We start from the raw sequence: 23,994 nt of genomic DNA, 5'->3' as shown, positions 1-23,994 counted from the left end.
CCCGATGGACATATCGACGAAGAACATCCAAGCTCCTCCCCCCGCCCCACAGCCCTCGCCGGCCGAGCACAAGCGCGCCGCCCGGGGTGCCACCCGACCCGGTGACCGGATCTTCCTCGGTCTCTCCCGCGGGTCGGGCATCTTCCTGCTGGTGATCATGGCCGCCATCGCGGTCTTCCTCACCTACCGCGCGACCCTCGCGATCGGCAAGGACGAGGCGAACTTCCTCACCGCCTTCGAGTGGAACACCGGCGTGATCCCGCCGAAGTTCGGTATCGCGGTCCTGGTCTACGGCACCATCGTCTCCTCGGTCATCGCCATGGTCATCGCGGTCCCGATCGCCGTCGCCATCGCGCTGTTCATCACGCATTACGCCCCGCGCAGACTCGCCGGCCCGATCGCCTATGTGATCGACCTGCTCGCCGCCGTGCCGTCCATCGTGTACGGCCTGTGGGGCGCCCTGATCCTCGTACCGCACATGGACGGCCTGTTCGGCTGGCTCGACGAGTACCTCGGCTGGACCGGCATCTTCTCCTGGGACGGGGGCGCCCCCCGCTCGATGCTGACGGTCGGCGTGCTGCTCGCGATCATGATCCTGCCGATCATCACCAACGTGAGCCGCGAGGTCTTCCGCCAGGTCCCGCAGATGCATGAGGAGGCGGCCCTGGCGCTCGGCGCCACCCGCTGGGAGGTCGTCCGCATGGCGGTGATCCCCTTCGGCCGCTCCGGCGTGATCTCCGCCTCGATGCTCGGCCTCGGCCGCGCGCTCGGCGAGACGATGGCCGTGGCCACCGTGCTCTCCCCCGACTTCGACATCCACGCCAGCCTGCTCAACCCCGGTGGCGGCACCTTCGCCCAGAACATCGCGAGCAAGTTCGGTGAGGCGAGCGAGTTCGGCCGGGACGCGCTGATCGCCTCCGGTCTCGTCCTGTTCGTCATCACCCTGCTGGTCAACGGCGCGGCCCGCGCGATCATCGCCCGCCGCAAGGAGTACTCGGGGGCCAACGCATGAGCACCGCCGTCACCGTCAGCACCCTCAAGGGTGCCCGCCTGCCCAAGTGGGCGCCGTACGCGATCGCGGCCGGCTCCGTCGCCGTCGCCGTCGGCATCGGCCTGGCCGCCGGACTGCACAGCCGGATCCAGTGGGGGCTGATCGCCGGTCTCCTCTTCGTCTTCGGCACCTATGTCATCGCCGCCCGCGTCGAGGGCTCCCGACAGGCCAAGGACCGTATCGCCACGTCGCTGGTCTGGGTCGCCTTCCTGCTCGCCGTCGTCCCGCTGGCCTCCCTGATCTGGGCGACCGTGGAGCGCGGGGTGAAGGTCCTCGACGTCTACTTCCTCACCCACTCCATGGGTGTGGTCGCCGACTCCGAGGCGGGCGGCGGCATCTACCACGCCATCCTCGGCACCCTGGAGCAGGTCGGCCTCGCCACCCTGATCGCCGCGCCCATCGGCGTGCTCACCGCGATCTACCTGGTGGAGTACGGCCGTGGGAACCTCGCCCGGGCGATCACCTTCTTCGTCGACGTCATGACGGGCATCCCGTCGATCGTCGCGGGTCTGTTCATCCTCAGCCTCATGCTGATGCTCGAGATGCAGCCCTTCGGCTTCGCCGGCTCGCTCGCGCTCGCGATCCTGATGATGCCGGTGGTCGTCCGCTCCACGGAGGAGATGCTCAAGCTCGTCCCGAACGAGCTGCGCGAGGCCTCCTTGGCGCTCGGTGTCCCGAAGTGGCGCACCATCCTGAAGGTGGTCGTGCCGACCTCCGTCGGCGGCATCACGACCGGCATCATGCTGGCGGTCGCCCGTATCACCGGTGAGACCGCCCCCGTGCTGCTGCTGGTGTTCGGCAACTCGTTCATCAACGCCAACCCCTTCGAGGGTGCGCAGGCGTCGCTGCCGCTGTACATCTATCAGCAGTACGCGAACAGTGCGGGTTCACCGGCGGCGTACGACCGTGCGTGGGCCGCGTCGCTCACGCTGATCGCCTTCGTGATGATCCTCAACCTCGTGGCCCGGGCCATCGCCCGCTGGAAGGCCCCGAAGACCGGTCGCTAAAGCATCCGAGCGCGGCAGGCGCCGCGCGGGCGACCACTCAGCGACCGATCTGATTTTTCTGGAAGTGAAGTAGACATGGCCAAGCGAATCGACGTAAGCGGACTCACCGCCTATTACGGCTCCCACAAGGCGATCGAAGACATCTCGATGACGGTCGAGCCCCGCTCGGTGACGGCCTTCATCGGCCCCTCGGGCTGCGGCAAGTCGACGTTCCTGCGCACCCTGAACCGTATGCACGAGGTCACCAGCGGCGGCCGGGTCGAGGGCAAGGTGCTGCTGGACGACGAGGACCTGTACGGCGCCGGGGTGGACCCGGTGTCCGTGCGCCGCGAGATCGGCATGGTCTTCCAGCGGCCGAACCCCTTCCCCACCATGTCGATCTTCGACAACGTGGCGGCGGGCCTGCGCCTGAACGGCAACTACAAGAAGAGCGAGCTTCAGGACGTCGTCGAGCGGTCCCTGAAGGGCGCGAACCTCTGGAACGAGGTGAAGGACCGCCTCAACAAGCCGGGCTCGGGCCTCTCCGGCGGCCAGCAGCAGCGTCTGTGCATCGCCAGGGCGATCGCGGTGGAGCCCAAGGTCCTGCTGATGGACGAGCCCTGCTCGGCCCTGGACCCGATCTCGACACTGGCGATCGAGGACCTGATCGGCGAGCTGAAGGAGCGCTTCACGATCGTCATCGTGACGCACAACATGCAGCAGGCCGCCCGGGTCTCCGACCGCACCGCCTTCTTCAACCTCGCGGCTGTCGGCCAGCCCGGCAAGCTGATCGAGATCGACGACACGGAGCGCATCTTCTCCAACCCGTCGGTCCAGGCCACGGAGGACTACATCTCGGGCCGCTTCGGCTGAGCCGACGCCCGACGACAAGACCCCTCGCGGTGCTGCATGGCGGTGCCACCGCGAGGCAGATAAAGGGCCCGCCCCCTGGCTCCCGGGGGGCGGGCCCGCGTCTGCTTTCCAGGCCGAGCCCGGCCTCCCAGCCCGTCCGGCGCCGTGCAGGGCCGACAGCGGGGCTCTGGGGGCCGCAGGCCCCCAGCAGCCGGGGTCGAAGGGGCGGCAGCCCCTTGAGGATGGGAGGGGTAGGGGCTTTGCTCGCCCCCGCCCCTACAGGAACGCCAGTTTGACGACCCCGAAGGCCCCGGCCGCCACGAGCGCCGCCGCCGGCATCGTGATGAACCACCCCAGGACGATGTTCTTGGCGACACCCCACCGCACGGCGTTCACCCGCTTCGTGGCGCCCACACCCATGATCGCCGAGGTGATCACATGGGTCGTCGAGATCGGCGCCTTGAAGAGGAAGGCCGTGACGAACATGATCGACGCGCCGGTCGTCTCGGCCGCGAACCCCTGCGGGGGGTCCAACTCGATGATCTTCCGGCCCAGCGTCCGCATGATCCGCCAGCCACCGGCATAGGTGCCCAGCGACAGCATCACGGCACACGCGATCTTGACCCACACCGGGATGGGGTCGCCGTAGTCCTCGACGTCGGCGATGACCAGCGCCATCACCACGATGCCCATCGTCTTCTGGGCGTCCTGGAGACCGTGTCCGAGCGCCATGCCCGCCGCCGAGACGGTCTGGGCGATACGGAATCCCCGCTTGGCCTTGTGCGGGTTGGCACGCCGGAAGATCCACATGATCGCCGTCATCACCAGATAGCCCGCGCACAGTCCCACGAGGGGCGAGACGAACATCGGGATGACGACCTTCTCCAGCACGCCGTGCCAGTACACGGTCGTCCCGCCGGCCAGCGCCGCCCCGACCATGCCGCCGAACAGCGCGTGCGAGGAGGACGAGGGCAGGCCGAAGTACCAGGTGATCAGGTTCCAGGTGATCGCACCCACCAGTGCCGCGAAGAGGATCCCCATCCCCGTCGAGCCCTCGGGTGTCGCGATCAGGCCCTCACTGACCGTCTTGGCGACGCCGGAGCCGAGAAAGGCACCGGCAAGGTTCATGACAGCGGCCATGGCCAGCGCGGCCCGCGGCGTCAGCGCCCGGGTCGAGACGGACGTGGCGATCGCGTTCGCCGAGTCGTGGAAGCCGTTGGTGTACGTGAAGAAGAGCGCGACCGCAATGGTCACGACCAGCGCGAAGGTGTCCATGGGAGGGTCTCAGGACTCCTTGACGGCGATAGTCTCCACCGTGTTCGCCACGTGCTCGAAGGCGTCCGCCGCTTCCTCCAGGACGTCCACGATCTGCTTGAGCTTGAGCACCTCGATGGCGTCGTACTTGCCGTTGAAGAGATGAGCGAGCAGCTTGCGGTGGATCTGGTCGGCCTGGTTCTCCAGCCGGTTGACCTCGATCCAGTACTCGGTGAGGTTGTCCATCGTCCGCAGGTGCGGCATGGCCTCGGCGGTGAGTTCCGCGGCCCGCGACAGCACCTCGATCTGCTGGTCGACGCCCTTGGGCAGTTCCTCGACGTTATAGAGGACGACCAGGTCGACGGCCTCCTCCATGAAGTCCATGATGTCGTCGAGGGACGAGGCGAGGGAGTAGATGTCCTCGCGGTCGAACGGCGTGATGAACGAGGAGTTCAGCTGGTGGAAGATCGCATGCGTGGCGTCGTCACCTGCGTGTTCCGCGGCCCGCATACGCTCGGCGATCTCGGCCCGGCCGGCGGTGTCCGCCCCGAGCAGTTCCATCAGGAGTTTCGAGCCCGTGACGATGTTGTCCGCGGATGCGGCGAACATGTCGTAGAAGCTCGTCTCCCGGGGGGTCAGACGAAATCGCACGTGGGGTCCTCAGGAAGCATCGGTTTCGGTCAGGCTGATGCTAGGCGCATCATCCGGCCACGGCTATCGGGCCGTCCTCCAGTGTCGCCCATCAGGCACAGTGGTCGGCACGGGGGCTGCCCGGTGGTCCAGTCCAACGGCCGTTTCTCGTCATCGGCCACAGGCCCCCTACCCAGCAAAGTTCGATACGATATACCCAGTAGGGGTATATAGCGGTCACATCTGGAGGACGCCATGACGACCACCGAGGCCGGCGCTGGTGCGCCCTCCGCCGCCGATGATGCCGTCACGACGGCCGGCGCGGACATCGTGACGGACCACGACCGCGGCGTCCACGGCTACCACAAGCAGAAGGACGAGCACCTCAAGCGCCTGCGCCGGATCGAGGGCCAGATCCGGGGCCTTCAGCGGATGGTCGACGAGGACGTCTACTGCATCGACATACTCACGCAGGTGTCCGCCTCCACCAAGGCCCTGCAGTCCTTCGCCCTCCAGCTGCTGGAGGAACATCTGCGCCACTGCGTCGCCGACGCGGCCCTCAAGGGCGGTGCGGAGATCGACGCGAAGGTGGAGGAGGCGACGAAGGCGATCGGCCGGCTGCTGAGGACGTGAGTGTGAGCGAACACACCCGGCTCACTCGCCCGGTCCGTCCCGTTCCTCCGCGACGCGCAGCACCTCGTCGATGCTCGCCATACTGAGCCGTTCCTCACGGGCGGCCGAGGCCGCGATGATCAGCTCTCCGCACAGCTCGATCTCGGCGAGGGCCACGTGGTCCTGAACTGCCGTACCGCCGACCGGAGCCACGCGCATCACCTCTTCTCTGCCGTTACCGACTTCCTAGAGTAGGGAGCGGCCTACACACCGCGCATGGCACGGACGGGCTAGTTCTTGACGCCCGTCACGCGCGCATACCCCGCCCCTCACCGCTCGGCGATCTTGCCGGCGTAGATGTCGTCGCCGTCCGGCAGCCGTACGTCCACGGGGGCGCCGAAATCGTAGAGCAAGGTCGTCGAGGCGACGGCGACCGCGTCCTTCTGCTGCCCGTTGACGAAGCTGAACCGGTGTCTGACCTTGCGGATCCGCCCGGCGTCGTCGAGATAGACGTCGTACGGCACCTGATCCGTGGCGAACCCTTTCGCCGCTGCCGCCAGTGCTTCCCTGTTCCCGCCCGAGGCGCCCCGCGCGGCGGCGTCCAGATCGGCGGTCCCCCGATAGTGCCGCACGGCCGTACCGGCGACGTCCTCCTCCCCCACGTACTTCGCGGTCCGGGCCCCGCGCAGCACCTCGGCGGCGACGAAGGGATCGGTGGCGCCGCCGGTGACGAGGTTGCCGTCGGAGAGCGAGCGGGTGTCGACGCGCACCCATTTGTCGGCGGGCACACCGGCACCACGGTTCTTCATGAACAGCGCGCCGGGAGCGAGCAGCTCCATGATCGGCCGATGCGGGACCGCCCCGGCGGGGTCCTGCGGCAGCAGCACCTTCAACCGCCCGACCCGCTCCCGGAAGTCGTACACGCCTTCCCCGCGGATGGTGACCCGGGTACCGCCGGTGGCCATCTCCATCGACGTACGGGCCTTGGCGCTGCGGGCCCCGACGAGCGCGTCGGCCGCGTCACGGACGACCTTCACGGCGTCGCTGCCCCGCGAGTCCTCGGCGGCGGCCCCGTTCTGCGCGCACCCGCTGCCGGCCAGACAGACACACAAGACCCCGGCCGCGACGCCCGCCCCATGCCTGCGCCTGTGCTGCTGCCGCTGCGTCATCGCCGTCCTACCCCCAGCCGGTACGTCCGTCACGGGCCCCCTGTCGTTCCGGTTTAACGACCGCTGAGTTCCCCCGTCACGCCGACCGGGGGCGTTGCGTCCACTTGCCTTGGGTAACGTTGCCGACGTGGCGCACCAGGACGGACCGACGTCTCCCCCGACACCCCAGGACTTCGAGGGGCACCGCACGACGACCGTGGAGAAAGGCCGTTTCTGCACCGCCCACTGCATCTGCGGCTGGCGGGGCCCGGCGAGACGGGCGCGAAGCCTGGCACGGGCGGACGCGGAGGGGCATGCCCCCGGGCCCGGGGGCTGAGACGAGCAGCGACGGGCCTGGGGACTGAGACGCGTAGCGCCGGGCCTGGGGGCTGAGACGCGTAGCGACGGGCCTGAGGACTGAGACGCGAAGCGACCGCGGCAGGGACAGGAGGGCACCCGGTCGCGGGCCGGACGGGACGATCCGCGGACCATGGAACCTCGGCCCCCACCACCCCGTCTCGTTCCACGTAACCCCCCAGGAGGCGACATGGAACGGCGTACCTTCATCGGTGGTGGCGCGGCAGCCCTCACCGCCCTCGCGGCAACCGCCTGCGACAGCACCTCAGGGCCGGGCGAAGGTGCGGGGCCAGGCTCGACCACCGGCACGGCCACCCGCACCCGGACCTCCTCCCTGCGCACCACCGCCTCCGCGCGCGCCGCCACCCCGGCCAGTTGGGCCGCCCTCGCCCGGGACCTCGACGGCCCCCTCATACGCCCGGGTGACGCCGACTGGAAGGCGGCCCACCAGCTCTACAACACCCGCTTCGACGCCCTGAAGCCCGCCGCCGTCGCCTATGTCGCCCACCCCGACGACATCCGCACCACCCTCGCCCACGCCCGCGCCCACGGACTCCGCGTGGCCATCCGCAACGGCGGTCATTCCTACGGCGGTTGGTCCTCGGGCACCGGCCGCCTCATAGTCGACGTCAGCAAGCTCAACCGCGTCCGGGCCTCCGGCAACACCGCGGTCATCGGCGCCGGCGCCAAACTCATCGACGTCTACCGGGCCCTCGCGGCCAAGGGCAGCACCATCCCGGCCGGCTCCTGCCCCACCGTCGGCGTCTCCGGTCTCACCCTCGGCGGCGGCCACGGCGTGACTTCCCGGGCCTACGGCCTGACCTGTGACAGCCTCACCCGGGCCACCCTGATCACCGCCGACGGCAAGCAGCTCACGGCCGACTCCACCACCAACAAGGACCTCTTCTGGGCCCTGCGCGGAGCGGGCAACGGCAACTTCGGCGTCGTGACCGAACTGCACTTCAGGACCCACCCCGCCCCCCAGGCGGTGACGGCGTACATGACCTGGCCCTGGTCGAAGGCCGCCGCGCTCATCAAGGCATGGCAGGAGTGGGGCCCCAGCCAGCCCGACGAGATCTGGTCCTCCCTGCACCTGTCGAACCGCGCGGGCGGCACCCCCTCCATCTCCGTGGCCGCGTTCTCCCTCGGCACCTACCGCGAACTCCAGAACGCCGTGGACCGGCTCGCCGACCGTCCCGGCGGCCCCGGCCCCGCCCGCTCCGTCACCCTCAAGCGCCGCTCGTACGAGGAGTCGATGGAGCTCTACGCCGGCTGCTCGTCGTTCGCCACGGACGCGCAGTGCCACCTTCCCGGCTCCACGCCGGGCCGCTCCCCGCAGGGCAAGCTGGGCCGGGAGACGTACGCCGCGAAGTCGGACTTCTTCGACCGTTCGCTCTCCGCGGCGGGCATCCAGACGCTGCTGAAGCAGGTTCAGTCGGTCCGCGGCGGCGCCGGAAGCATCGCCCTCACGGCCCTCGGCGGAGCCGTCAACCGCGTCTCCCCGACCGCGACGGCCTTCGTCCACCGCCGCTCCCGCATGCTGGCCCAGTACCTCGGCTCCTGGCGCGCCGGCACCTCGGGCTCCGCGTCACAGGCCTGGCTGAAGTCGGCCCACGACGCGATGCGGCCGTACGCCTCGGGCGCCGCGTACCAGAACTACGCCGACCCGGGTCTGACCAACTGGCGCAAGGCGTACTACGGGGACGCCGCGGCGCGCCTGACGCAGCTGAAGAAGCAGTACGACCCGCAGAAGTTCTTCACCTACCCGCAGGCGCTGTAGCGAAGGGCCGGGCACAACAACGGGGAACGGCCGCTCCCTGGGGGGAACGGCCGCCGTCCAGCGGGTGTCAGACACTCCTAGGCGGCCAGATCCCGCTCCTCGGCCCCCGCGGTCTCCGTCCGGGCTCCCGGAATCACCGCGTCCTGTCCCTCCGACCTCGACGCACCCCGCGCCCGGATCAGCCAACCGCCCCGCGGCGAGCGCTCGATGGCGGACATCAAGGGCGTCAGCAGGGCCATGGCGAGCGGCGACAGCAGCAGCGCGACGGCCGTGCCGAGCGCGAATCCGCCGATGACGTCGGTCGGGTAGTGCACGCCCATGTAGACCCGGCAGAACCCTTCGAGCAGGGCGAGCCCGATCCCGATCAGCCCGAACTTCCGGTTGGCGACGAACAGTCCGACGCCCAGGGCCATCGCGATCGTCGCGTGGTCGCTCACGAAGGAGAAGTCGGTCTTGCCGGTGACCAGGACTTCAAGCCCTTGATGGTCCTTGAAGGGACGGGGCCGCTCGACGAACCCTCGTATCGGCACGTTCACCAGCACCGCGATCCCGGCGGCCAGCGGCGCCCACACGAGTGCGGCAACCGACGAGGCGGCGTCCTGCCCGCCGCGCCGCCGCACGGACCACCAGCACCACACGCCGAGCATGATCAGGGCGAGCAGCAGACCGTACTCACCGACGTACTCCATGACCCGGTCGAACCAGTGCGGCGCGTCCTTGGCCAGGCCATTGATGTCGTAAAGCAGCTCGACGTCGGGGTTCGACCCGGATTCTGCGAGTCCAGCCATGTCGCTGCGGCCCCTTCATCTTCTCTACGGCGCATCGTGCGTACGCCGCTCCGCCCACCCCCGTGGTGTAGATCCGGCTACGTAACCAGGAACGCACGGCTCCTGTTGATACGTTCCGCACTCCACTGAATGATCACGCAGACGTTATCGAAGAGAGACCCATCGCCGCAGCTCAGGGGGTCGCTTCACGCTCCGTCTCAGGCGGGCGTGGGGAGCGCTTTTGCGCCATCTTCGGTGACGCGGGTGGCCCCGAAGTACTCCGCGGTGTCGATCGGGTCGAACCGGATCACGGCGCCCGTCCTCGGCGCGTCGATCATGTACCCGCCACCCACGTAGATCCCCACATGGTGGATGGCCCGGGAGTTGCCGGGGTCCTTCGAGAAGAAGACCAGATCGCCGGGGAGCAACTCGTCCCTGGCCGGGTGCGGGCCGGCGTTCCACTGGTCGTTGGCGACCCGCGGCAGCTCGATCCCGACGCTGTCGTACGCGGCCTTGGTCAGACCGGAGCAGTCGAACCGTCCACCGTCCTGAGCAGTACCGTCACCACCCCAGAGGTAGGGCGTGCCGAGTTTCTTCTGCGCGTAGTAGATGGCCCCGGCGGCCTGCTTGCTGGGGTCGACCCGGCGGACGGGCGCGGCGAAGCTCTCCTGGAGCGTCGTGATCGTCTTCACGTAGTTCTGGGTCTCCTTGTACGGCGGCACGCCCCCGTACTTGATGACCGCGTACGCCCCCGCGTTGTAGGACGCGAGCATGTTCTTCGTCGGGTCGCCGGGTACGTCCTTCACGTACTTGGCGAGCGTGCAGTCGTACTTCGCGGCCGATGGAATCGCGTCATTCGGATCCCAGACGTCGCGGTCGCCGTCCCCGTCGCCGTCGATCCCGTGCGTGGCCCAGGTGCCCGGGATGAACTGGGCGATGCCCTGTGCCGCCGCCGGGCTCTTGGCGTTCGGGTTGAAGCCGCTCTCCTGGTAGAGCTGGGCCGCGAGCAGCGCGGGATTGATCGCGGGGCACAGATTGCCCCACTTGCGCACGAGCTCGGCGTAGGCGGCGGGCACGGCCCCCTTGGCGAGCGTTCTGGCCGCTCCGCCCGCCGATCCCGCGAGGTTTCCGGCGACGATGTAGACGCCGACGACGAGCAGCATCACGAAGCTGAGGCCCACCGCGACAGCGGAGCCCGCCACGATCCATGCCTTACGCACCGTCAACCGCCCCTCGCCCGCCGGGAGTACCGCCCGCGCCAGTCTAGGAGTTTCCCGCCCGCAAGCCGGTGCAACCGGTCGAGCCGGTGGAGCCCGCACTGCCGCGGGGAGGGAGGAGCACGAAGGGGAGAAGCCGCTGAGTGCGCCGGCGGTGTCAGGCGAGGTACCGGCGGTCCAGGTGCTTCGGTGTCACGGCCGGGTAGTCGAGGAAGCGGCGGCGGGGGGCGGAGCGCTCGGACGGCGCGGGGACCAGCTCACGGCGGTCGGCGACCTGAGTCATGGCCCGGGGCGCGAAGGTGACGTCGTGTTTGCGCGCCACGGCCTCCACATGGTGGGCGACGCCTTCGTGCACCACGTTCTCCTCCCGGGTGGCCAGATAGACGAACGTCGGGTCGATGTCCTTCAACAGCGCCTTCGGCATGCGGGCCGGCAGGGTCAGGGAGTAGTAGCGCGGCCCTTCGCGCAGCCGGTGCCGTTCCAGCCAGGAGCGGCCGAAGGGGCGCAGGCTGGTGAACATCGCGAAGCTCCACTCGAGCTTGACGCCGGCGACGACCAGGCCGAAGTTCACCGCGAAGGCGAGCGCGAGAAGGGCGTGGGTGTAAGGCACCCAGGACGCGGACCGGTCGGGGCCGGACGCCGGGGCCAGGACCGCCGTCGCGCACAGGGCGCCGTAGACCGCCCCCTGGTAGAAGTCCTTGATCAGCCAGCTCGTCGACCGGCGGCCCTTTGCGGTCCGTCCGGTGGCCGTCGAGAGCAGGCCCACGAGGAGCGCCGCCGCCCACAGCACGGCCGCCGGACCGTCCGGTTCGATCCTGCCGTCGGGGGAGAAGGCGGTCACCCAGAGGGCCAAGGCCACCACGGAGAAGGGGTAGTTGCCCGACACCCCGAAGACCAGGTGCATCGGGATCGCGATCCCCAGCGCCCACAACTCGGCGCCGGGGACGCAGGCGAGCACGCCGACCAGGAGCTCGGTGCCGATCACCAGGGCGGGCATGGCGCGCAGCAGGCGTGGGAACTCCGGCAGGCCGAGCAGCCGCAGGTAGTGGGCCGTGACGACGCGGCCGGCGCTGCGATCGGTGAACAGATACTCGTCGTTGACCTTCAGCAGGGCCGCCGTCAGATACACACCCGCCAGGAGGTCCTCGGCCAGCACGGCGTGGACGGGGGTCGGGGTGAAGGCCATGACGGCCACTGCCACGGCCCCGAGCCAGCAGTGGTCCGACAGGCGCATCTGGGTGGCGAGCAGCCAGAACGCGATCAGCGCGACCACGGCGCTCCGGCCGGCGAGGGACGGGACCGTCAGGGCGAGCAGCACGGCGGCGGGCAATGCGGCCAGTTGTCCGGCCGCCGCCGTCCGCCGGGGCAATCGGACACCGAAGACCGGTGCCCAGTGCTGGCCGACACCCGAGAAACCGTATTCCCACAGCCGATTGACCTGGTGAAAAAGAAGCGCGGCGACAACCAGAGCCATAGGCGTGAGCTGAAAACTCACTCGCACCCCCGTTTATTTCGCGGGCAATTCAGATGATCGCCCACCGATCGATCCTGCATGCCGTTGCTCACACAGTCAACAACCTGATTCCGGACACGGTAAGCGTTGCACTTCGGCCAATGTGCAACGCGGCGCAAAGCCGACGCCGCGATCACTTCTGCACTCGTCTGAGCTGCGCGTTTGCCCGCGCGACTACGGTAGTTGGACGTCAAAGTACACAAGGGAAGCGCAAAGCAAAGTCAAGGTGAAGCAAAGCAGCAATGGGGTTGCTGCAAAGACTCAGCAAAGTCTCCGGATGACGGTGAACCTATTTCTTGCGCATGAAGTCGCCCTCGCGCACAGCGGCGTGGAATTGAATTCCCTGGACACGTGTCAGGGGTCGTTGTAGCTTCCACTCGGCGCCATCCGGGTGCCGAAAGTTCCCCTCATTTAATGAATGGGAGAAACACATGGCTGAGGTCATCACCGAGACCACCAGCGAGGTCGAGGAGCTCACGGGCGAGGACTTCGAGGTCCTGTTCGGCGAGACCCCGCTGATCATCACCGACAGCGAAGTGCGCAACTGACACAACGTGCGCACGGCGGTTCGCACTGACTGATCGGCCCGATCCGGTTCGAGCGCCGGCACGCCGTTGAAGAAGGGGGAGGGGCATGGCGGTTCATGTGTTCGTCGGGCCGTCGTGCCCCGAACCTCTGGTGCGGCAGCACCATCCGGACGTCGTGGTGCACGGCCCGGTCCGACACGGCGACCTGTTCCCGCGGATGTTCGCCGCCGGGGACGTCGTCGTCATCGTGGACGGGATCTACCACCACCGTCTCGCCCTGCGGCACAAGGAGATCCTGGACGCACTGTCCCGCGGGGTGAGCGTCCTCGGCGCGGCCAGCATCGGAGCGCTGCGAGCCGCCGAACTGGACCGGTCCGGCATGACCGGCGTCGGCCGGATCTACGGCTGGTACCGCGACGGCGTGTTCGACGGGGACGACGCCGTCAGCGTGGCCCACGGCGAGACGGGCTCGCTCACCGGCCTCAACGTTCCCCTGGTCAATCTGTACACCGCGGTCATGACGGCCCAGGAGGCCGGCGTCCTCACCCCCGAGGCCGTCCGTGACCTGATGCGGCACACGGAGCGGGAGTACTACCCGCTGCGCACCCGGGAACGGATCCTCGCCGTGGCACGGGAGCGCGGGCAGAACGCCTTCGCCGACTGGTACGCCGAGCATCTGGCCGCCGATCCGGCCGCGTTCGACCAGAAGCGCGCCGACGCCCTCGAAGCCCTGGCCCTGGCGGAACGCCTGCACTCCCGGGCACCGCAGACCACGTCGCCCCCCTCCACCACCGGCCGGCCGCGGACAGGCCGGCTGACAGGCGGAACCGTCGCGACGACGGCCCGGGACTGGCGTACCGAATACCACCGACGCTGGCGCAACGCCTTCGCACCCGACGACTCCGCGCTCCGGCACCGCGTCGCCTACCAACAGATCTTCGCCGAGGACTTCCCCGACACCTGGTGGGAATACCTGCGCCGGCACACGCCCGCCGCGCCCGACGGCGCCGCCCGCGGCTTGCGGGACCACGTCCTGCACCACCTCGGCCCGGCCGCGGGCGACTGGTACGACGACCCGGCGATGCGTCCCCGCATCACCGCCCTGCTGTGCCCGTTGCCCGACCTGACCGACCCCGACGAGGTGAAGCTGCTGCTGCGGCACGAGTCGGCCGAGGACCGGGCCCGCGTCACCGAATGGCTGGAGCTCACCCGGCGCCATCTGGACGCCCACCCCGAGCGCAGCCTCACCCAGATCTCCGACGCCACCTGCGCCCGGCTGCTCCGGCTGATCCGGCGCGTGGACACGGACGCCGCCCTGCTCACCCAGTGCGCCCGGCGCGGTCTGCCCTCCCTGAGCCGTGCCGCCCTCGCCCTGCGCCCCTTCGCCCTCGGCTGTCTGAGCTCCCTCAAGGCGCCGGCACCGGTCGGAGGCGAGGCACATGCGTAAGCTCACGCTGCCCGGCACCCACCGTGCGGTCGCCCCCGAGACGACATGGGAGCGGATCGCCCCGCTCCTGGACCGCTACGGCATCACCCGGGTCGCCGACGTCACCCGCCTGGACACCATCGGCATCCCCGTCTTCCTCGCCGTCCGGCCGGAGTCGGAGACCCTGGCCGTGTCCCAGGGCAAGGGGGCCTCGCCGCTCCTGGCCAAGCTCTCCGCGGTCATGGAGTCCATCGAGCTGTGGCATGCCGAGCGGCCGCAGCTGGACGCCTTCGGCGCCACCGCCGCGGAGCTGCGGCTCCCGTACGCGCTGACCGACCTGAACCTCCGGGTCACGGACGAGTGGACCGGCGAGGTCCGGCTGGACTGGGTGCGGGCGCGGGCACTGACGGACGGCCAGGTCGTACCGGTGCCCCTCGACCTCGTCCGGCTCTCCTACAGCGGCCCGCACTTCTGGCGTCCGCGCCTGTTCGAGTCCAGCAGCACCGGGCTGGCCTCCGGCAACACGTTCACCGAGGCCGTGCTGCACGCCCTGTACGAGGCGGTCGAACGCGACGTACTGGCCGCCCACCCGGCCGCCACCGACCCCGGGCGGCTGCGGATCGACCCGGACACGATCCAGGACCCGCACCTGCGGTCGCTGCTCGGTCTGCTCACGGACGCCGGGGTGGACGTCCACCTCTCCTGCGTTCCCAATCGCTTCGGCGTGCCGACGTTCGCCGCGTACGTGTGGTCGCCCCTCTTCCCGATCGTGTGCGCCGGCTCGGGCAGCCACCTGGACCCGGTCGTCGCCCTGTCCCGTGCGGTGACCGAGGCGGTGCAGAGCCGGCTGACCGAGATCAGCGCGACCCGTGACGACATCCCCTCCGACCAGGACACCGTGCGGGACGCGAGCGCACAGCCGCCCTTCCCCGCCGGCCAGGAGGCGACCGGCCTCGAGGAGGCGCTGCGCCGCCACGGAGCCGCCCACTCGGACATGGAGCGGGAACTGGCCGACGTGACCCGGCGGATCGCCGGCGTCACCGGTCACGCCCCGCTGGTCGTCCCGCTGACCGGCCCGGCCGAACCGTTCAGCGTCGTCCGGGTCGTCTGCCCGGGACTGTCCTTCGCGGAGGGCCGCACCCTGTCCGCCTGACGACCAGCGCACGCAAAGCCCAGGACCAGCCAATGCGAGGTTTTCAGTGAAGATTCAGCGGGACCGGTTCCGGCACCCGGAGGGTTACGTCCTCGAGTACGAGGTGACCGTGCCCGATGTCGTCGAGAGCCCCTATCTGCACATCCTCTTCCACGGGTTCAGCCGCATCGAGAAACATGTGCCGCCGGTCTTCGCCCGCAAGCAGTGGCAGCAGGCCGAGCGGTCCGTGTGCCTGTCCTTCTCCGACCCGATCCATCTGCACACGCAGGACTCGTGCTGCGGCTGGTTCCTGCTGGGCGAGGAGGAGTTCGCGCCGCGCATGTACGACCTGCGCGCCGGCCTGCTGTCCCGCCACGGCCTGCGCGGCACCGTCTGGCACGGCCTGTCCTCGGGCGGCTACGCGGCACTCAAGCACTGCATGCGAGCCGGTGGCGACGACCTCGCCTTCGTCATCTCCCCGCACGACGACCCCACGGTCCTGCCCCAGTGGGAACGCGAGGCACTGCCCTTCGCCCACCTTCCCGGCATGGCCGCGCCGCACAGGACGACCGACACCATCGCCGACTGGGCCGCGCCCGGCGCCGGGCGCTATCTGCACGCCCTGGTGTCGGAGAAGGACTCCTACTTCGCGCTGCACCACCTGCGGCCCATCATGGCCGGCCTGGGCGGCCACCCGAGCGCGCGAGCCGTGATGCTCCGCGACGGCCGGGGGCACGGCTTCATCCAGGACGCCGACTACGACGCCCAGCTCCGGCAGGCCGTCGAGGGCTGGGAGCGCTACCGCGCCGAGCGGGCCGTCACGACCGGGAGCACCACCGCATGAACGCGGCCGAGCCGCCCAGGAGGGAGCACGCCATGTCCGAGCCCGACGTGGACGTCGAGGTCGTCCTGTCCACCCCGCTCGCCCGGTTCGCCGGCGGCGAGACCAAGTTCCCGGTGCCCGCGGGCACCTTCCGCGAGGTCATCGACAAGGTCTACGAACGCCACCCGGCACTGCGCCGGCGCCTGGCGGACGGCAACGGGAGCTTTCTGCCCTTCGTGAGCGTCTATCTCGGAGAGGACAACATCCGCGATCTCGGCTCACTGGACGTCGAAGTGGCGCCGCGCACCACCGTGCTGATCATGTCGGCGGTGGCCGGTGGCTAGCCCGGTACGCCGACGGACCGTCCGCGAGGCGACCGAGGCCGACGTGGCGGCCCTCCGTGAGATCTACGGCGGCGGTGACACCGCGGAGTTCGCCCGCCGGATGACGGACCGCGCCCACGCCCCCGGCACCACGCACTATGTCGCCGAGGCGGACGGCCGGGTCGTCGCGGCCTTCGCCCTCACCGCACTCGGCCGGCTGCGGCCGGGCGGCAAGAGCCGGCTGATCCTCCACGAGATCAAGCTGCGCCCGAACGACCGCGGCACCGGCATCGCCGAGGACATCTTCCACTGGCTGGGCACCACCCTCGGCGTGGGCCGGGACCAGGAGCTTCTGGCGCTGGCCTCGCTCGGCCAACGCCCCTCCACCTTCGACAAGTTCGGGCTCACCGAGTCCCACCATGTGTTCCGGTGGCCCGTCCGGGAGGAGGGCGAGCAGTGGTGACGCACCCGACCTCGCCACCGGCGGAGTTCGCCGGCTGGCTGAGCGGTCTGCGGTCCTGGGCGGCCAAGTCCCCCGACAGCGACGGCCTGTGGCGCACGGCCGCCGCCCAGGGCCTGATGTCCCTCGCCGTCCCCGAGTCCGCGGGCGGCAGCGGTGCCGGGTACGAGGCCGCGTGCCTGGCGCTGGAGGCCTTCGCGCAGGAGAGCGGTCTGAGCGGCCCGCCCTTCGCGATGGCCGCCCAGATGTGGGCCTGCCAGGAACCCCTGCTCGAGTTCGGCACCGAGGCCCAGCACAAGCGGTATCTGGCACCGCTTCTCGCGGGCACCGCGGTAGGCGCCTTCGCGGCCACCGAGTACGACTCAGGTTCCGATCTGCTGTCCCTGCGCACGAGCGCCGAACGCGACGCCGGGGGACGCTGGCGGCTCAGCGGCGCCAAGACCTTCGTCACCAACGGGCCGGCGGCCGACGTCTTCCTCGTCCTCGCCCGCACGGCCGACGGCAGCGCCCTGTCCGGACTCACCGCGTTCCTCGTCCCGCGCGGCACCCCCGGACTGCACATCGGCACGGTCATCGACAAGACCGGGCTGGCCGGCGCCGACCTGGGCTCCCTGCACCTGGACGACTGCGTCGTCGACGACGGCGACCTGCTCGGCGGCCCCGGCGGCGGATTCGCCGTCCTCATGCACGCCATGCGCCACGAGCGGGCGTTCATCCTCGCCCCGACCCTCGGGCTGATGGCACGCGCCCTGCGCAAGGCCGTGGAACACGCCCGCTCCCGCAGCCAGTTCGGGCAGCCCCTCGCCTCGTACGACACGATCCGCAGGCGTCTGGTCCGGATGCACATGAGCCTGACCAGCGCACGCGAGCTGCTGCTCGCCACGGCTCGCCAGGCCGATGCGGGCGCCCTCGACCACGGCCGTTCCTCCCTGACGAAACTGCACGTCAGCACCGAGTTCAACCGGTTCTGCCAGGAACTCCCGGACGTGTACGGCGGCTACGCACTGCTGCCGGAGACAGGGGCGGCCGCCCTGCTGACCGACGCGGTGGCCAGCAGGTACTACTCCGGGACCTCGGACATGCAGATGAAGATCATCGCGGAAGGGCTGGGTTTGTGATGGCAGAAGACTCCGTACTGCGGGCGGTGCTCGCGGCCGTGCGCGAGGTGGCGCCGGACGCCGAGGTGAGCGAGGACACCCAGCTCATCGCCCACCGGATCATCGACTCCCTGTCGCTGCTCAGCCTGGTGGCGCTGCTGGAGAAGGAGTTCGCGGTCACCGTGCGCGACTCGGAGATCCTCCCGGCGCACTTCGAGACCCCGCTCGCCGTCCGCGCGTTCCTGAAGTCCAAGGGGCTGTGATGGCCGCCCGCCCCTCGCTGGTGGACGACCTGCGGGCCACCGCCGCCCGTCATGGCGAGCGCACCGCCGTCATCGACGGCACCGGCAGCATCGACTACGCCCGGCTGGACGCCATGGCCGAAGTCATCGCCGAGGCGCTGCGCGGGGCGGACGTCCGGCCCGGGGACAGCGTGGCCTGGCACGGCGCGAAATCCTGTCCGGCCGTGGCCGCCGTGCACGGCATCCTCCGCTCCGGCGCCGGCTACATACCTGTCGACCCGGACGGCCCCGTCGCCCGCGCCCGGCTCATCGTCGAGCGCAGCCGGCCCCGCGTCATCGTCACCGACACGCGGGCCCGCGACCAGTGGCTCACGGTGGCACCCGGACTCACCTGGCTGCCGCTGCCGACCGGGCCCTCGGCGCACGACCCCCTGTGGTTCGCGATCCCGGCCACCACCCCCCGGCCACCCCTGCCGGACCTCGCCTACGTGTTCCACACCTCCGGCAGCACCGGCCACCCCAAGGGCGTGGTGCACACCCACGCGAGCGCCTCCGCCTTCGTCGACTGGTCGGTCGCCGAGCTGGAGCTCACCGAGCAGGACGTCATCGTCAACTCGGCGCCGCTGCACTTCGACCCGACCACCCTGCACCTGTTCGGGGCGGCTCGGGTCGGCGCCGCCGTCGCGCTGATGCCCGCCTCGGCGGCACCCTTCCCGGCCGCCTACATCGACTTCTGCCACCAGGTGGGCGGCACCGTCTGGTACGCCGTGACGTCGACCCTGGTCTGGCTCGCCCGCCGGGGCACCGAGCTGCTGCCGCGGCTCGGGTCGCTGCGTGCCGCCGTGGTGGGCGGCGAGGTGCTGCCGCCGGGCGATGTGAACGCCCTGTTCGCAGCCGTCCCGGGAATACGGCTGCTCAACGTGTACGGGCCGACCGAGAGCAACGTCTGCACCTTCCACGAGATGCGCGGCCCTCAACCCCTCGACGCGGTCATCCCGATCGGCCGGGTGCTGCCCGGCGCCGAGATCGCCGTCGTGGACGAGGACCTGGCCCCGGTGGCGTCCGGCGAGACCGGCCAACTGCTGGTGCGCGGCAGCATGCTGATGGAGGGCTACCTGGACCCGGAACAGACGGCGCGTGCCTTCGTACGCACCAGGGACGGCGGCCCCGCGTGGTACGCCAGCGGGGACATGGTCCGGGAGAACGCGGCGGGCGAGCTGGAATTCATCGGCCGCAGGGACGCCCAGGTTAAGTCCCGTGGCTTCCGCGTCGAACTGGGCGAGATCGAACGGCATCTGCACGCCGTCGACGGCATCCGCGACTGCGTGGTCGTGGCCACACCGGACGCCCTGTTCTCCACCGTCATCACGGCCTTCGTGAGCGCGGACGGCATCGACGAGGTCAAGGCGCTGCCGCAGCTGCTGCGCGACCGGCTGCCGCACTACATGATCCCGCAGCGGATCGTCCTGGCCACCGGCGAGCTGCCGAGGAACGCCAACGGCAAGGTCGACCGCACCGCGCTCACCGAGCTGGCCGCGCGGCCCGACCTCGGCGACAGCCCCGGGCTGACGATCGTCCAGTGAAGAAAGGCACCGCCCCGTGTCGCTCTCCTCGTCCGCCGACGCCGCCGACCCCGCTGCCGATGACGCCGTAGAAGTCCTCAAAGTCCCTGACTTCAGGCGGCTCTGGGCGGCGAACGGATTCCGCTACGCGGCTGCCGAGGTGGCCTCCTTCGCCCTGCCGGTCACCGCACTGCTCCTGCTGCACGCCGGCCCACTGACGATGAGCCTGATCTTCATGTGCAGCCGGGCCGGCTTCCTGACCATCGGGCTGCCGGCCGGGGTGTGGATCGACCGCCTGCGCAAGAAGCCGGTGCTGATCTGCGCCGACATCGCGTACGCGGTCGCGTTCGCCAGTGTGCCGCTCGCCTACTTCCTCGACCTGCTCACCGTGGCCCAACTCGTCGTGGTGGCCCTGGTGGTGAGCCTCGCCGGAGTCTTCTTCGACGTGGCGCACAGCAGTGTGCTGCCCTTCGTGCTGCCCCGGCGGCGCGTGGCGGACGGCAACGCCCGGCTCCAGAGCTCGGAGACGGCCATCCGAGCCATCTCCCCCAGCGTGGCGGGCGTGCTGACGCAGAGCGTGGCCGCCCCGGTGCTGTACTGCGCCGCCGCACTGGGGCATCTCGCCTCGCTCCTGCTGCTGCGCGGACTCCACCCGCGCGGCGATGTCGCGCGGGGCCCGGCCAAGGCCGAGCAGCGGTTCTGGCACGAGATCAAGGACGGGATCCGCGTCCTGTTCCAGCAGCCGCTGCTGCGGCTGCTGCTCAACCAGGCCGCACTGAACAACATCGGCGCGGGCATTCTGCTGGCGATGCTGCCGGTCTTCCTGCTGCGGGAGATCGGCGTGGCCACCTGGCTGTACGGCCTGCTGTCCACCCTCGGGGCCGTCGCCGGCTTCGTCACCTCCCTGCTGGCGCCACGCCTGCGCCGGCGCTTCGGCGAGATCCGCATGACGCTGGTGTTCTCCGCCCTGGCCCCCTTCGCCGTGGTCGCGGCGCCGCTGGCCGGGGTGTTCCGGCAGGCCGCGGTGCCTCTCATCGCGGTCGCGGAGGTCCTCATCGGCTTCGCCATCGTCGGCCGGGCCGTCTCCACCGCGGGACTGCGCGCACGGGTGACTCCGGACGCGTACATGGGCCGGGTGACCGCGGCCTACAGCGTCGTCATCCAGGGCGCCACCCCGATCGGTGCGCTCGTGGGCGGACTGATCGCCGGCCACTGGTCCACCGGGACCGCCCTGTGGGCCGGCGGGCTGGTCATGGCCCTCCCCCTCGCCCTGCTGCTGCTCTCGCCGCTGCGCCGCCATCGCACGCTCCCGGCCGAGTGGGAGGTCTGAGCACCTCGCACCTTTCGACCACCAATTCTTTCGACCACCAAAGAGAAACGACGAACGCTTCTTTCGGAGACAGACATGAGCACCCCACTGGAGCAGGCCGCCGCCGAGTACGAGGAGCGCGGCTTCGCGATCATCCGCAACGTCATACCCGAAGACCTTCTGCGGGAGGCCCGCAGCCACGTCGAGTGGCTGACCGCCCGGTACCCGGACCTGCGTCCCGAGCACTTTCACCACCCGCTGATCCGCAACGACGCCTTCTGGGTACGGCTGGTGTCGGACCGACGGCTGGTGGACATCGGTGAGCGCTTCCTCGGCCCGGACCTCGCCTGCTTCACCGCGCACTACATCTGCAAGCCCCCGTACGACGGCCATCCGGTGCTGTGGCACCAGGACGGCGCCTACTGGAAGCTGGCGCCGATGCGGGCGCTGACGGTGTGGCTCGCCATCGACGAGAGCACCACCGAGAACGGCTGTCTGCGCATGATCCCCGGCAGTCACAAGCTGCCGCTGCACCCGCCGAACCTGCGCACCGACAAGCCCAACATGCTCTTCTCCGAGGCCGACACCGACCTGGTCTCGCAGTGGGCGGCGGAACGGGGCGTCGTCGACATCGAGTTGAACCCCGGCGACGTCTCCATCCACCATCCGCATCTGCTGCACTGCTCGGAGGCGAACACCTCGCCCAAGCGGCGCTGCGGGCTGGACATCGGCTACATCTCGACCTCCACCCGCATCGAGAGCCAGGGCCTGTACCTGGATCCGGTACTGGTGCGCGGCAAGCCCGTCGAGGGTGTGAACACCTACCGCGAACTGCCCCGGTACACCCCGTCCGAGACCATCCCGTTCGCGGGCCACGACACCTGGAACGACCAGCCGGGCGTCACCGGCGCGGACGCCTCCGCCGGGGAGGCCCCCCTGGCCACGACCGAGCGCATGATCGAGCGGCTTCAGGAGGGCACCGTTGCCCGCTGAGGGGGTCCGCCCCGGCCAGAGGATCGTCCACCTGCGTGACCGGGACGACGGCCTGCGCATGAAGGACGTCGTCTACGTCCACCCGCCGCACTACAAGGGGGCGGAGTTCCAGAACCCGGCAGGTCTGCCGCGTCCCCTGGTGGCCGGGCTGCCCTTTCCCTGGGTCACGCCGATGGGGGACGGCGGGCCGCTCTTCCGGGAGGTCGAGCGGATCAGGGCGGAGCTGTGCCGCCGTCTGTGGGGCTGCCAGGTGTGCGGGGACGACCTCGACACCATGGCCTGGGTGGCGCTCGAACGACCCGAGGACGGATCGCCGGTGATCACGTCGTCCGCCATCCACGGCACCTGCCTGCGCCTGGCGGTGCGGCACTGCCCCGTCCTGGGCGACGCGGCGAAGGGCTACGCCTTCACCGAGGTGTCCGAGGACGACATCACCGCGGTCGGCGAGGAGAACGGGAACGAGCGTGCCCCGAAGGCCCGCTGGTATCTCCGCCCGGTCGCCGAGACACCCCGCCCGGACCGCGTCAGAACCTTCCTCACCGTCGCCCAGGTACTCGACCGTCCCCAGGGGGTGTCCGACACCCCGGGGCCGGCCACACCCCAGGCCTAGCCGACCGGGCCCGCCTGCCCGCCCCCGGGCGGGCGGGCCCGGTCCGCAGGCGTCCTGCCGACCGCGGCCGCCCCGCATTACCTCGCGGGTAATCGATCCCGGCGCGACAGGATGCCACGCTCATGACCACCGGCACCGATCCCGACCGAGGGGGACGAAACCATGACCGCCTACGCCATTGCCCACCTCCGCGACGCCGCCCCGCATCCGGAGATCGCCGAGTACATCGAGCGCATCCCCGGCACCTTCGAACCGTACGGCGGTCACTTCCTCGTGCATGGCACGCCGCACGAGACGAAGGAGGGCAGCTGGCCGGGGCATGTCGTGGTGATCGGCTTCCCCGGGATCGCGCAGGCGCGCGCCTGGTGGGACTCACCGGCGTACCAGGAGATCGCGCCGCTGCGCTCCCGGCACATCGAGGGCGACATCATCCTGGTCGAGGGTGTCCCCGAGGGCTACGACCCCGCCGCCACGGCGAAGACCATGCGCGAGGCCCTGTCCGCCGATTGACGCGCGCTCAGGCGGTCAGCTCCGTCCGGCCCGACACGGGGGAGACCGGGTCGTGCCGGATGTACCACTCGGTGCCGAGGATCCGCTCCCGGACGTCGGTGGGAAACCCGGCGAGCAGCCCCGGCGCCGCGCCCCGCTCCACCTCACTGCGATGAGCCAGTACGGCCGCCCACTTCCGCTCCAGCCAGGGGCGCACGTCGACGGTCGCGCTGACCCGCTCGTCCGGCACCGTCCGCATGCCCTTGCCGGCCTGGGCCAGGTCGCCGAGCGCCCCGAGGGCCGAGTGCGGGTGGGTGGCCAGGTAGAGGGCGGTGGGCTGCCAGGGCTCACCGGCCTCCGGGTAGAGCCGCTCCAGCCCGGCCGCATGGACGGCGAGGACGGTCACCCGGTGGGTGTGCACATGGTCGGGATGGCCGGACACACCACCGTAGGCGTCGTGCGTGACCACGATCTCCGGGCGGAACCGCCGGATGTGGGCGACCAGCCTCCCCACCGACTCGTCGAGCGGCGCCTCGACCAACGGCGGGCTGCCGGGCGCGGACTGTGGCACCTCGGCGTCGGCATAGCCGAGCAACCGCGGCTCGCCCGCGCCGAGAATCCGCAGCGCCTCGGCCAGTTCGGCGCCGCGTCGGGTGCCCGCGGTCCACGTCGCCGTGACGACCGCGGTACGGGCACCCGCGGCGGCGTGCCGGGCGAGGACTCCGCCCGAGAACAGGGACTCGTCGTCCGGGTGGGCGAAGACGGCGAGCAGGCCGGGCACCGGCATGGACGGCATGGTCCGATCACCTCCGCGTACGGCATACCCCGGAGTAC

General features: G+C 70.4%; 26 protein-coding genes. 18 read left to right on the top strand and 8 right to left on the bottom strand.

Annotation, left to right across the window (positions count from 1 at the left end; all coding sequences use genetic code 11):
* The first annotated feature begins 4 nt into the window (after window positions 1–4).
* The 3 genes from pstC (at window position 5) to pstB (ending at window position 2,910) form a co-directional block, all read left to right on the top strand.
* The gene (gene pstC / locus ACHBTE_RS31400) at window positions 5–1,012 is read left to right on the top strand and encodes a phosphate ABC transporter permease subunit PstC (protein ID WP_394728314.1); all 1,008 of its coding nucleotides are present in this window, start codon (window positions 5–7) and stop codon (window positions 1,010–1,012) included.
* The gene (gene pstA / locus ACHBTE_RS31395; protein ID WP_394728312.1) at window positions 1,009–2,058 is read left to right on the top strand and encodes a phosphate ABC transporter permease PstA; all 1,050 of its coding nucleotides are present in this window, start codon (window positions 1,009–1,011) and stop codon (window positions 2,056–2,058) included. Before pstC ends, pstA begins: the two co-directional genes overlap by 4 nt.
* Window positions 2,059–2,133: 75 nt before the next feature.
* Window positions 2,134–2,910: a phosphate ABC transporter ATP-binding protein PstB gene (gene pstB, locus ACHBTE_RS31390; RefSeq protein ID WP_394728310.1), complete on the top strand. Its 777-nt coding sequence runs from the start codon at window positions 2,134–2,136 to the stop codon at window positions 2,908–2,910.
* Between the two features lie 255 nt (window positions 2,911–3,165).
* Here the strand turns inward: pstB and ACHBTE_RS31385 are convergent, their stop codons facing one another.
* Window positions 3,166–4,164 (bottom strand): inorganic phosphate transporter, encoded by a 999-nt coding sequence (locus ACHBTE_RS31385; protein WP_394728308.1) that lies wholly within the window; start codon window positions 4,162–4,164, stop codon window positions 3,166–3,168.
* A gap of 9 nt (window positions 4,165–4,173) precedes the next feature.
* Complete coding sequence (locus ACHBTE_RS31380; protein ID WP_394728306.1) at window positions 4,174–4,794, bottom strand: DUF47 domain-containing protein; 621 nt, start codon at window positions 4,792–4,794, stop codon at window positions 4,174–4,176.
* 234 nt (window positions 4,795–5,028) lie between these two features.
* Between ACHBTE_RS31380 and ACHBTE_RS31375 the strand changes: the two genes are divergently transcribed.
* Window positions 5,029–5,406 (top strand): metal-sensitive transcriptional regulator, encoded by a 378-nt coding sequence (locus ACHBTE_RS31375; RefSeq protein WP_394728304.1) that lies wholly within the window; start codon window positions 5,029–5,031, stop codon window positions 5,404–5,406.
* Window positions 5,407–5,427: 21 nt separating this feature from the next.
* On the opposite strand, the gene ACHBTE_RS31370 is transcribed toward ACHBTE_RS31375, so the two are convergent.
* The gene (locus tag ACHBTE_RS31370) at window positions 5,428–5,604 is read right to left on the bottom strand and encodes a hypothetical protein (protein ID WP_394728302.1); all 177 of its coding nucleotides are present in this window, start codon (window positions 5,602–5,604) and stop codon (window positions 5,428–5,430) included.
* Window positions 5,605–5,714: 110 nt separating this feature from the next.
* Window positions 5,715–6,554, bottom strand: coding sequence for a hypothetical protein (locus tag ACHBTE_RS31365; protein ID WP_394728300.1), 840 nt, complete (start codon window positions 6,552–6,554; stop codon window positions 5,715–5,717).
* Window positions 6,555–6,681: 127 nt separating this feature from the next.
* On the opposite strand from ACHBTE_RS31365, the gene ACHBTE_RS31360 reads away from it, so the two are divergent.
* Together ACHBTE_RS31360 and ACHBTE_RS31355 are read left to right on the top strand one after the other, a co-directional pair.
* Entirely contained in the window at window positions 6,682–6,870 is a 189-nt protein-coding gene (locus tag ACHBTE_RS31360) for a hypothetical protein (RefSeq protein ID WP_394728298.1), read from the top strand.
* 210 nt (window positions 6,871–7,080) lie between these two features.
* A complete protein-coding gene (locus ACHBTE_RS31355) occupies window positions 7,081–8,670 on the top strand; it encodes an FAD-binding oxidoreductase (RefSeq protein WP_394728296.1) in 1,590 nt (529 codons plus the stop codon).
* Window positions 8,671–8,747: 77 nt separating this feature from the next.
* Here the strand turns inward: ACHBTE_RS31355 and ACHBTE_RS31350 are convergent, their stop codons facing one another.
* The 3 genes from ACHBTE_RS31350 to ACHBTE_RS31340 all read right to left on the bottom strand — a co-directional run bounded on the left by ACHBTE_RS31350 (window position 8,748) and on the right by ACHBTE_RS31340 (window position 12,128).
* Window positions 8,748–9,458, bottom strand: coding sequence for a phosphatase PAP2 family protein (locus tag ACHBTE_RS31350; protein WP_394728294.1), 711 nt, complete (start codon window positions 9,456–9,458; stop codon window positions 8,748–8,750).
* A gap of 197 nt (window positions 9,459–9,655) precedes the next feature.
* Window positions 9,656–10,663 carry an NlpC/P60 family protein gene (locus tag ACHBTE_RS31345; protein WP_394728292.1) on the bottom strand — a complete coding sequence of 336 codons (1,008 nt, stop codon included), beginning with the start codon at window positions 10,661–10,663 and terminating at the stop codon, window positions 9,656–9,658.
* Between the two features lie 148 nt (window positions 10,664–10,811).
* Complete coding sequence (locus ACHBTE_RS31340) at window positions 10,812–12,128, bottom strand: hypothetical protein (RefSeq protein ID WP_394728290.1); 1,317 nt, start codon at window positions 12,126–12,128, stop codon at window positions 10,812–10,814.
* Between the two features lie 672 nt (window positions 12,129–12,800).
* On the opposite strand from ACHBTE_RS31340, the gene ACHBTE_RS31335 reads away from it, so the two are divergent.
* The 12 genes from ACHBTE_RS31335 (at window position 12,801) to ACHBTE_RS31280 (ending at window position 23,181) form a co-directional block, all read left to right on the top strand.
* Window positions 12,801–14,141, top strand: coding sequence for a TfuA-like protein (locus tag ACHBTE_RS31335; RefSeq protein WP_394728288.1), 1,341 nt, complete (start codon window positions 12,801–12,803; stop codon window positions 14,139–14,141).
* Entirely contained in the window at window positions 14,134–15,273 is a 1,140-nt protein-coding gene (locus ACHBTE_RS31330; RefSeq protein WP_394728286.1) for a YcaO-like family protein, read from the top strand. The genes ACHBTE_RS31335 and ACHBTE_RS31330 overlap by 8 nt, the downstream gene beginning before the upstream one ends.
* Window positions 15,274–15,319: 46 nt before the next feature.
* Window positions 15,320–16,096, top strand: a complete 777-nt coding sequence (locus tag ACHBTE_RS31325) for a hypothetical protein (RefSeq protein WP_394728284.1) — start codon at window positions 15,320–15,322, stop codon at window positions 16,094–16,096.
* A gap of 32 nt (window positions 16,097–16,128) precedes the next feature.
* On the top strand, window positions 16,129–16,419 hold the full coding sequence (locus ACHBTE_RS31320; RefSeq protein WP_394728282.1) for a hypothetical protein: 291 nt from the start codon (window positions 16,129–16,131) through the stop codon (window positions 16,417–16,419).
* Window positions 16,412–16,861: a GNAT family N-acetyltransferase gene (locus ACHBTE_RS31315; protein WP_394728280.1), complete on the top strand. Its 450-nt coding sequence runs from the start codon at window positions 16,412–16,414 to the stop codon at window positions 16,859–16,861. Before ACHBTE_RS31320 ends, ACHBTE_RS31315 begins: the two co-directional genes overlap by 8 nt.
* Window positions 16,858–17,976, top strand: coding sequence for an acyl-CoA dehydrogenase family protein (locus ACHBTE_RS31310; RefSeq protein ID WP_394728278.1), 1,119 nt, complete (start codon window positions 16,858–16,860; stop codon window positions 17,974–17,976). The genes ACHBTE_RS31315 and ACHBTE_RS31310 overlap by 4 nt, the downstream gene beginning before the upstream one ends.
* Complete coding sequence (locus tag ACHBTE_RS31305; RefSeq protein ID WP_394728276.1) at window positions 17,976–18,218, top strand: phosphopantetheine-binding protein; 243 nt, start codon at window positions 17,976–17,978, stop codon at window positions 18,216–18,218. The genes ACHBTE_RS31310 and ACHBTE_RS31305 overlap by 1 nt, the downstream gene beginning before the upstream one ends.
* Window positions 18,218–19,780: an amino acid adenylation domain-containing protein gene (locus ACHBTE_RS31300; protein ID WP_394728273.1), complete on the top strand. Its 1,563-nt coding sequence runs from the start codon at window positions 18,218–18,220 to the stop codon at window positions 19,778–19,780. The genes ACHBTE_RS31305 and ACHBTE_RS31300 overlap by 1 nt, the downstream gene beginning before the upstream one ends.
* A gap of 16 nt (window positions 19,781–19,796) precedes the next feature.
* On the top strand, window positions 19,797–21,089 hold the full coding sequence (locus ACHBTE_RS31295; RefSeq protein WP_394728271.1) for an MFS transporter: 1,293 nt from the start codon (window positions 19,797–19,799) through the stop codon (window positions 21,087–21,089).
* Window positions 21,090–21,164: 75 nt separating this feature from the next.
* Window positions 21,165–22,061: a phytanoyl-CoA dioxygenase family protein gene (locus ACHBTE_RS31290; protein WP_394728269.1), complete on the top strand. Its 897-nt coding sequence runs from the start codon at window positions 21,165–21,167 to the stop codon at window positions 22,059–22,061.
* On the top strand, window positions 22,051–22,671 hold the full coding sequence (locus ACHBTE_RS31285) for a hypothetical protein (RefSeq protein WP_394728267.1): 621 nt from the start codon (window positions 22,051–22,053) through the stop codon (window positions 22,669–22,671). The genes ACHBTE_RS31290 and ACHBTE_RS31285 overlap by 11 nt, the downstream gene beginning before the upstream one ends.
* A gap of 162 nt (window positions 22,672–22,833) precedes the next feature.
* Window positions 22,834–23,181: a DUF1330 domain-containing protein gene (locus ACHBTE_RS31280; RefSeq protein WP_394728265.1), complete on the top strand. Its 348-nt coding sequence runs from the start codon at window positions 22,834–22,836 to the stop codon at window positions 23,179–23,181.
* Between the two features lie 7 nt (window positions 23,182–23,188).
* On the opposite strand, the gene ACHBTE_RS31275 is transcribed toward ACHBTE_RS31280, so the two are convergent.
* Window positions 23,189–23,947 carry a PIG-L family deacetylase gene (locus ACHBTE_RS31275; RefSeq protein WP_394728393.1) on the bottom strand — a complete coding sequence of 253 codons (759 nt, stop codon included), beginning with the start codon at window positions 23,945–23,947 and terminating at the stop codon, window positions 23,189–23,191.
* Window positions 23,948–23,994 lie beyond the last annotated feature (47 nt).

Source organism: Streptomyces sp. M41 (genome assembly GCF_043673425.1).
GTDB lineage: Bacteria > Actinomycetota > Actinomycetes > Streptomycetales > Streptomycetaceae > Streptomyces.
Note: the sequence above shows the minus strand (reverse complement) of the source record. Positions and strands in the feature narration are given on the sequence as shown.

Coding starts and splice junctions, on each gene's coding strand:
- pstC (WP_394728314.1), top strand. CDS start 5: ATGGACATATCGACGAAGAACATCCAAGCTCCTCCCCCCGCCCCACAG.
- pstA (WP_394728312.1), top strand. CDS start 1,009: ATGAGCACCGCCGTCACCGTCAGCACCCTCAAGGGTGCCCGCCTGCCC.
- pstB (WP_394728310.1), top strand. CDS start 2,134: ATGGCCAAGCGAATCGACGTAAGCGGACTCACCGCCTATTACGGCTCC.
- ACHBTE_RS31385 (WP_394728308.1), bottom strand. CDS start 4,164: ATGGACACCTTCGCGCTGGTCGTGACCATTGCGGTCGCGCTCTTCTTC.
- ACHBTE_RS31375 (WP_394728304.1), top strand. CDS start 5,029: ATGACGACCACCGAGGCCGGCGCTGGTGCGCCCTCCGCCGCCGATGAT.
- ACHBTE_RS31370 (WP_394728302.1), bottom strand. CDS start 5,604: ATGCGCGTGGCTCCGGTCGGCGGTACGGCAGTTCAGGACCACGTGGCC.
- ACHBTE_RS31365 (WP_394728300.1), bottom strand. CDS start 6,554: ATGACGCAGCGGCAGCAGCACAGGCGCAGGCATGGGGCGGGCGTCGCG.
- ACHBTE_RS31355 (WP_394728296.1), top strand. CDS start 7,081: ATGGAACGGCGTACCTTCATCGGTGGTGGCGCGGCAGCCCTCACCGCC.
- ACHBTE_RS31350 (WP_394728294.1), bottom strand. CDS start 9,458: ATGGCTGGACTCGCAGAATCCGGGTCGAACCCCGACGTCGAGCTGCTT.
- ACHBTE_RS31340 (WP_394728290.1), bottom strand. CDS start 12,128: ATGGCTCTGGTTGTCGCCGCGCTTCTTTTTCACCAGGTCAATCGGCTG.
- ACHBTE_RS31335 (WP_394728288.1), top strand. CDS start 12,801: ATGGCGGTTCATGTGTTCGTCGGGCCGTCGTGCCCCGAACCTCTGGTG.
- ACHBTE_RS31330 (WP_394728286.1), top strand. CDS start 14,134: ATGCGTAAGCTCACGCTGCCCGGCACCCACCGTGCGGTCGCCCCCGAG.
- ACHBTE_RS31320 (WP_394728282.1), top strand. CDS start 16,129: ATGTCCGAGCCCGACGTGGACGTCGAGGTCGTCCTGTCCACCCCGCTC.
- ACHBTE_RS31305 (WP_394728276.1), top strand. CDS start 17,976: ATGGCAGAAGACTCCGTACTGCGGGCGGTGCTCGCGGCCGTGCGCGAG.
- ACHBTE_RS31300 (WP_394728273.1), top strand. CDS start 18,218: ATGGCCGCCCGCCCCTCGCTGGTGGACGACCTGCGGGCCACCGCCGCC.
- ACHBTE_RS31290 (WP_394728269.1), top strand. CDS start 21,165: ATGAGCACCCCACTGGAGCAGGCCGCCGCCGAGTACGAGGAGCGCGGC.
- ACHBTE_RS31280 (WP_394728265.1), top strand. CDS start 22,834: ATGACCGCCTACGCCATTGCCCACCTCCGCGACGCCGCCCCGCATCCG.
- ACHBTE_RS31275 (WP_394728393.1), bottom strand. CDS start 23,947: ATGCCGGTGCCCGGCCTGCTCGCCGTCTTCGCCCACCCGGACGACGAG.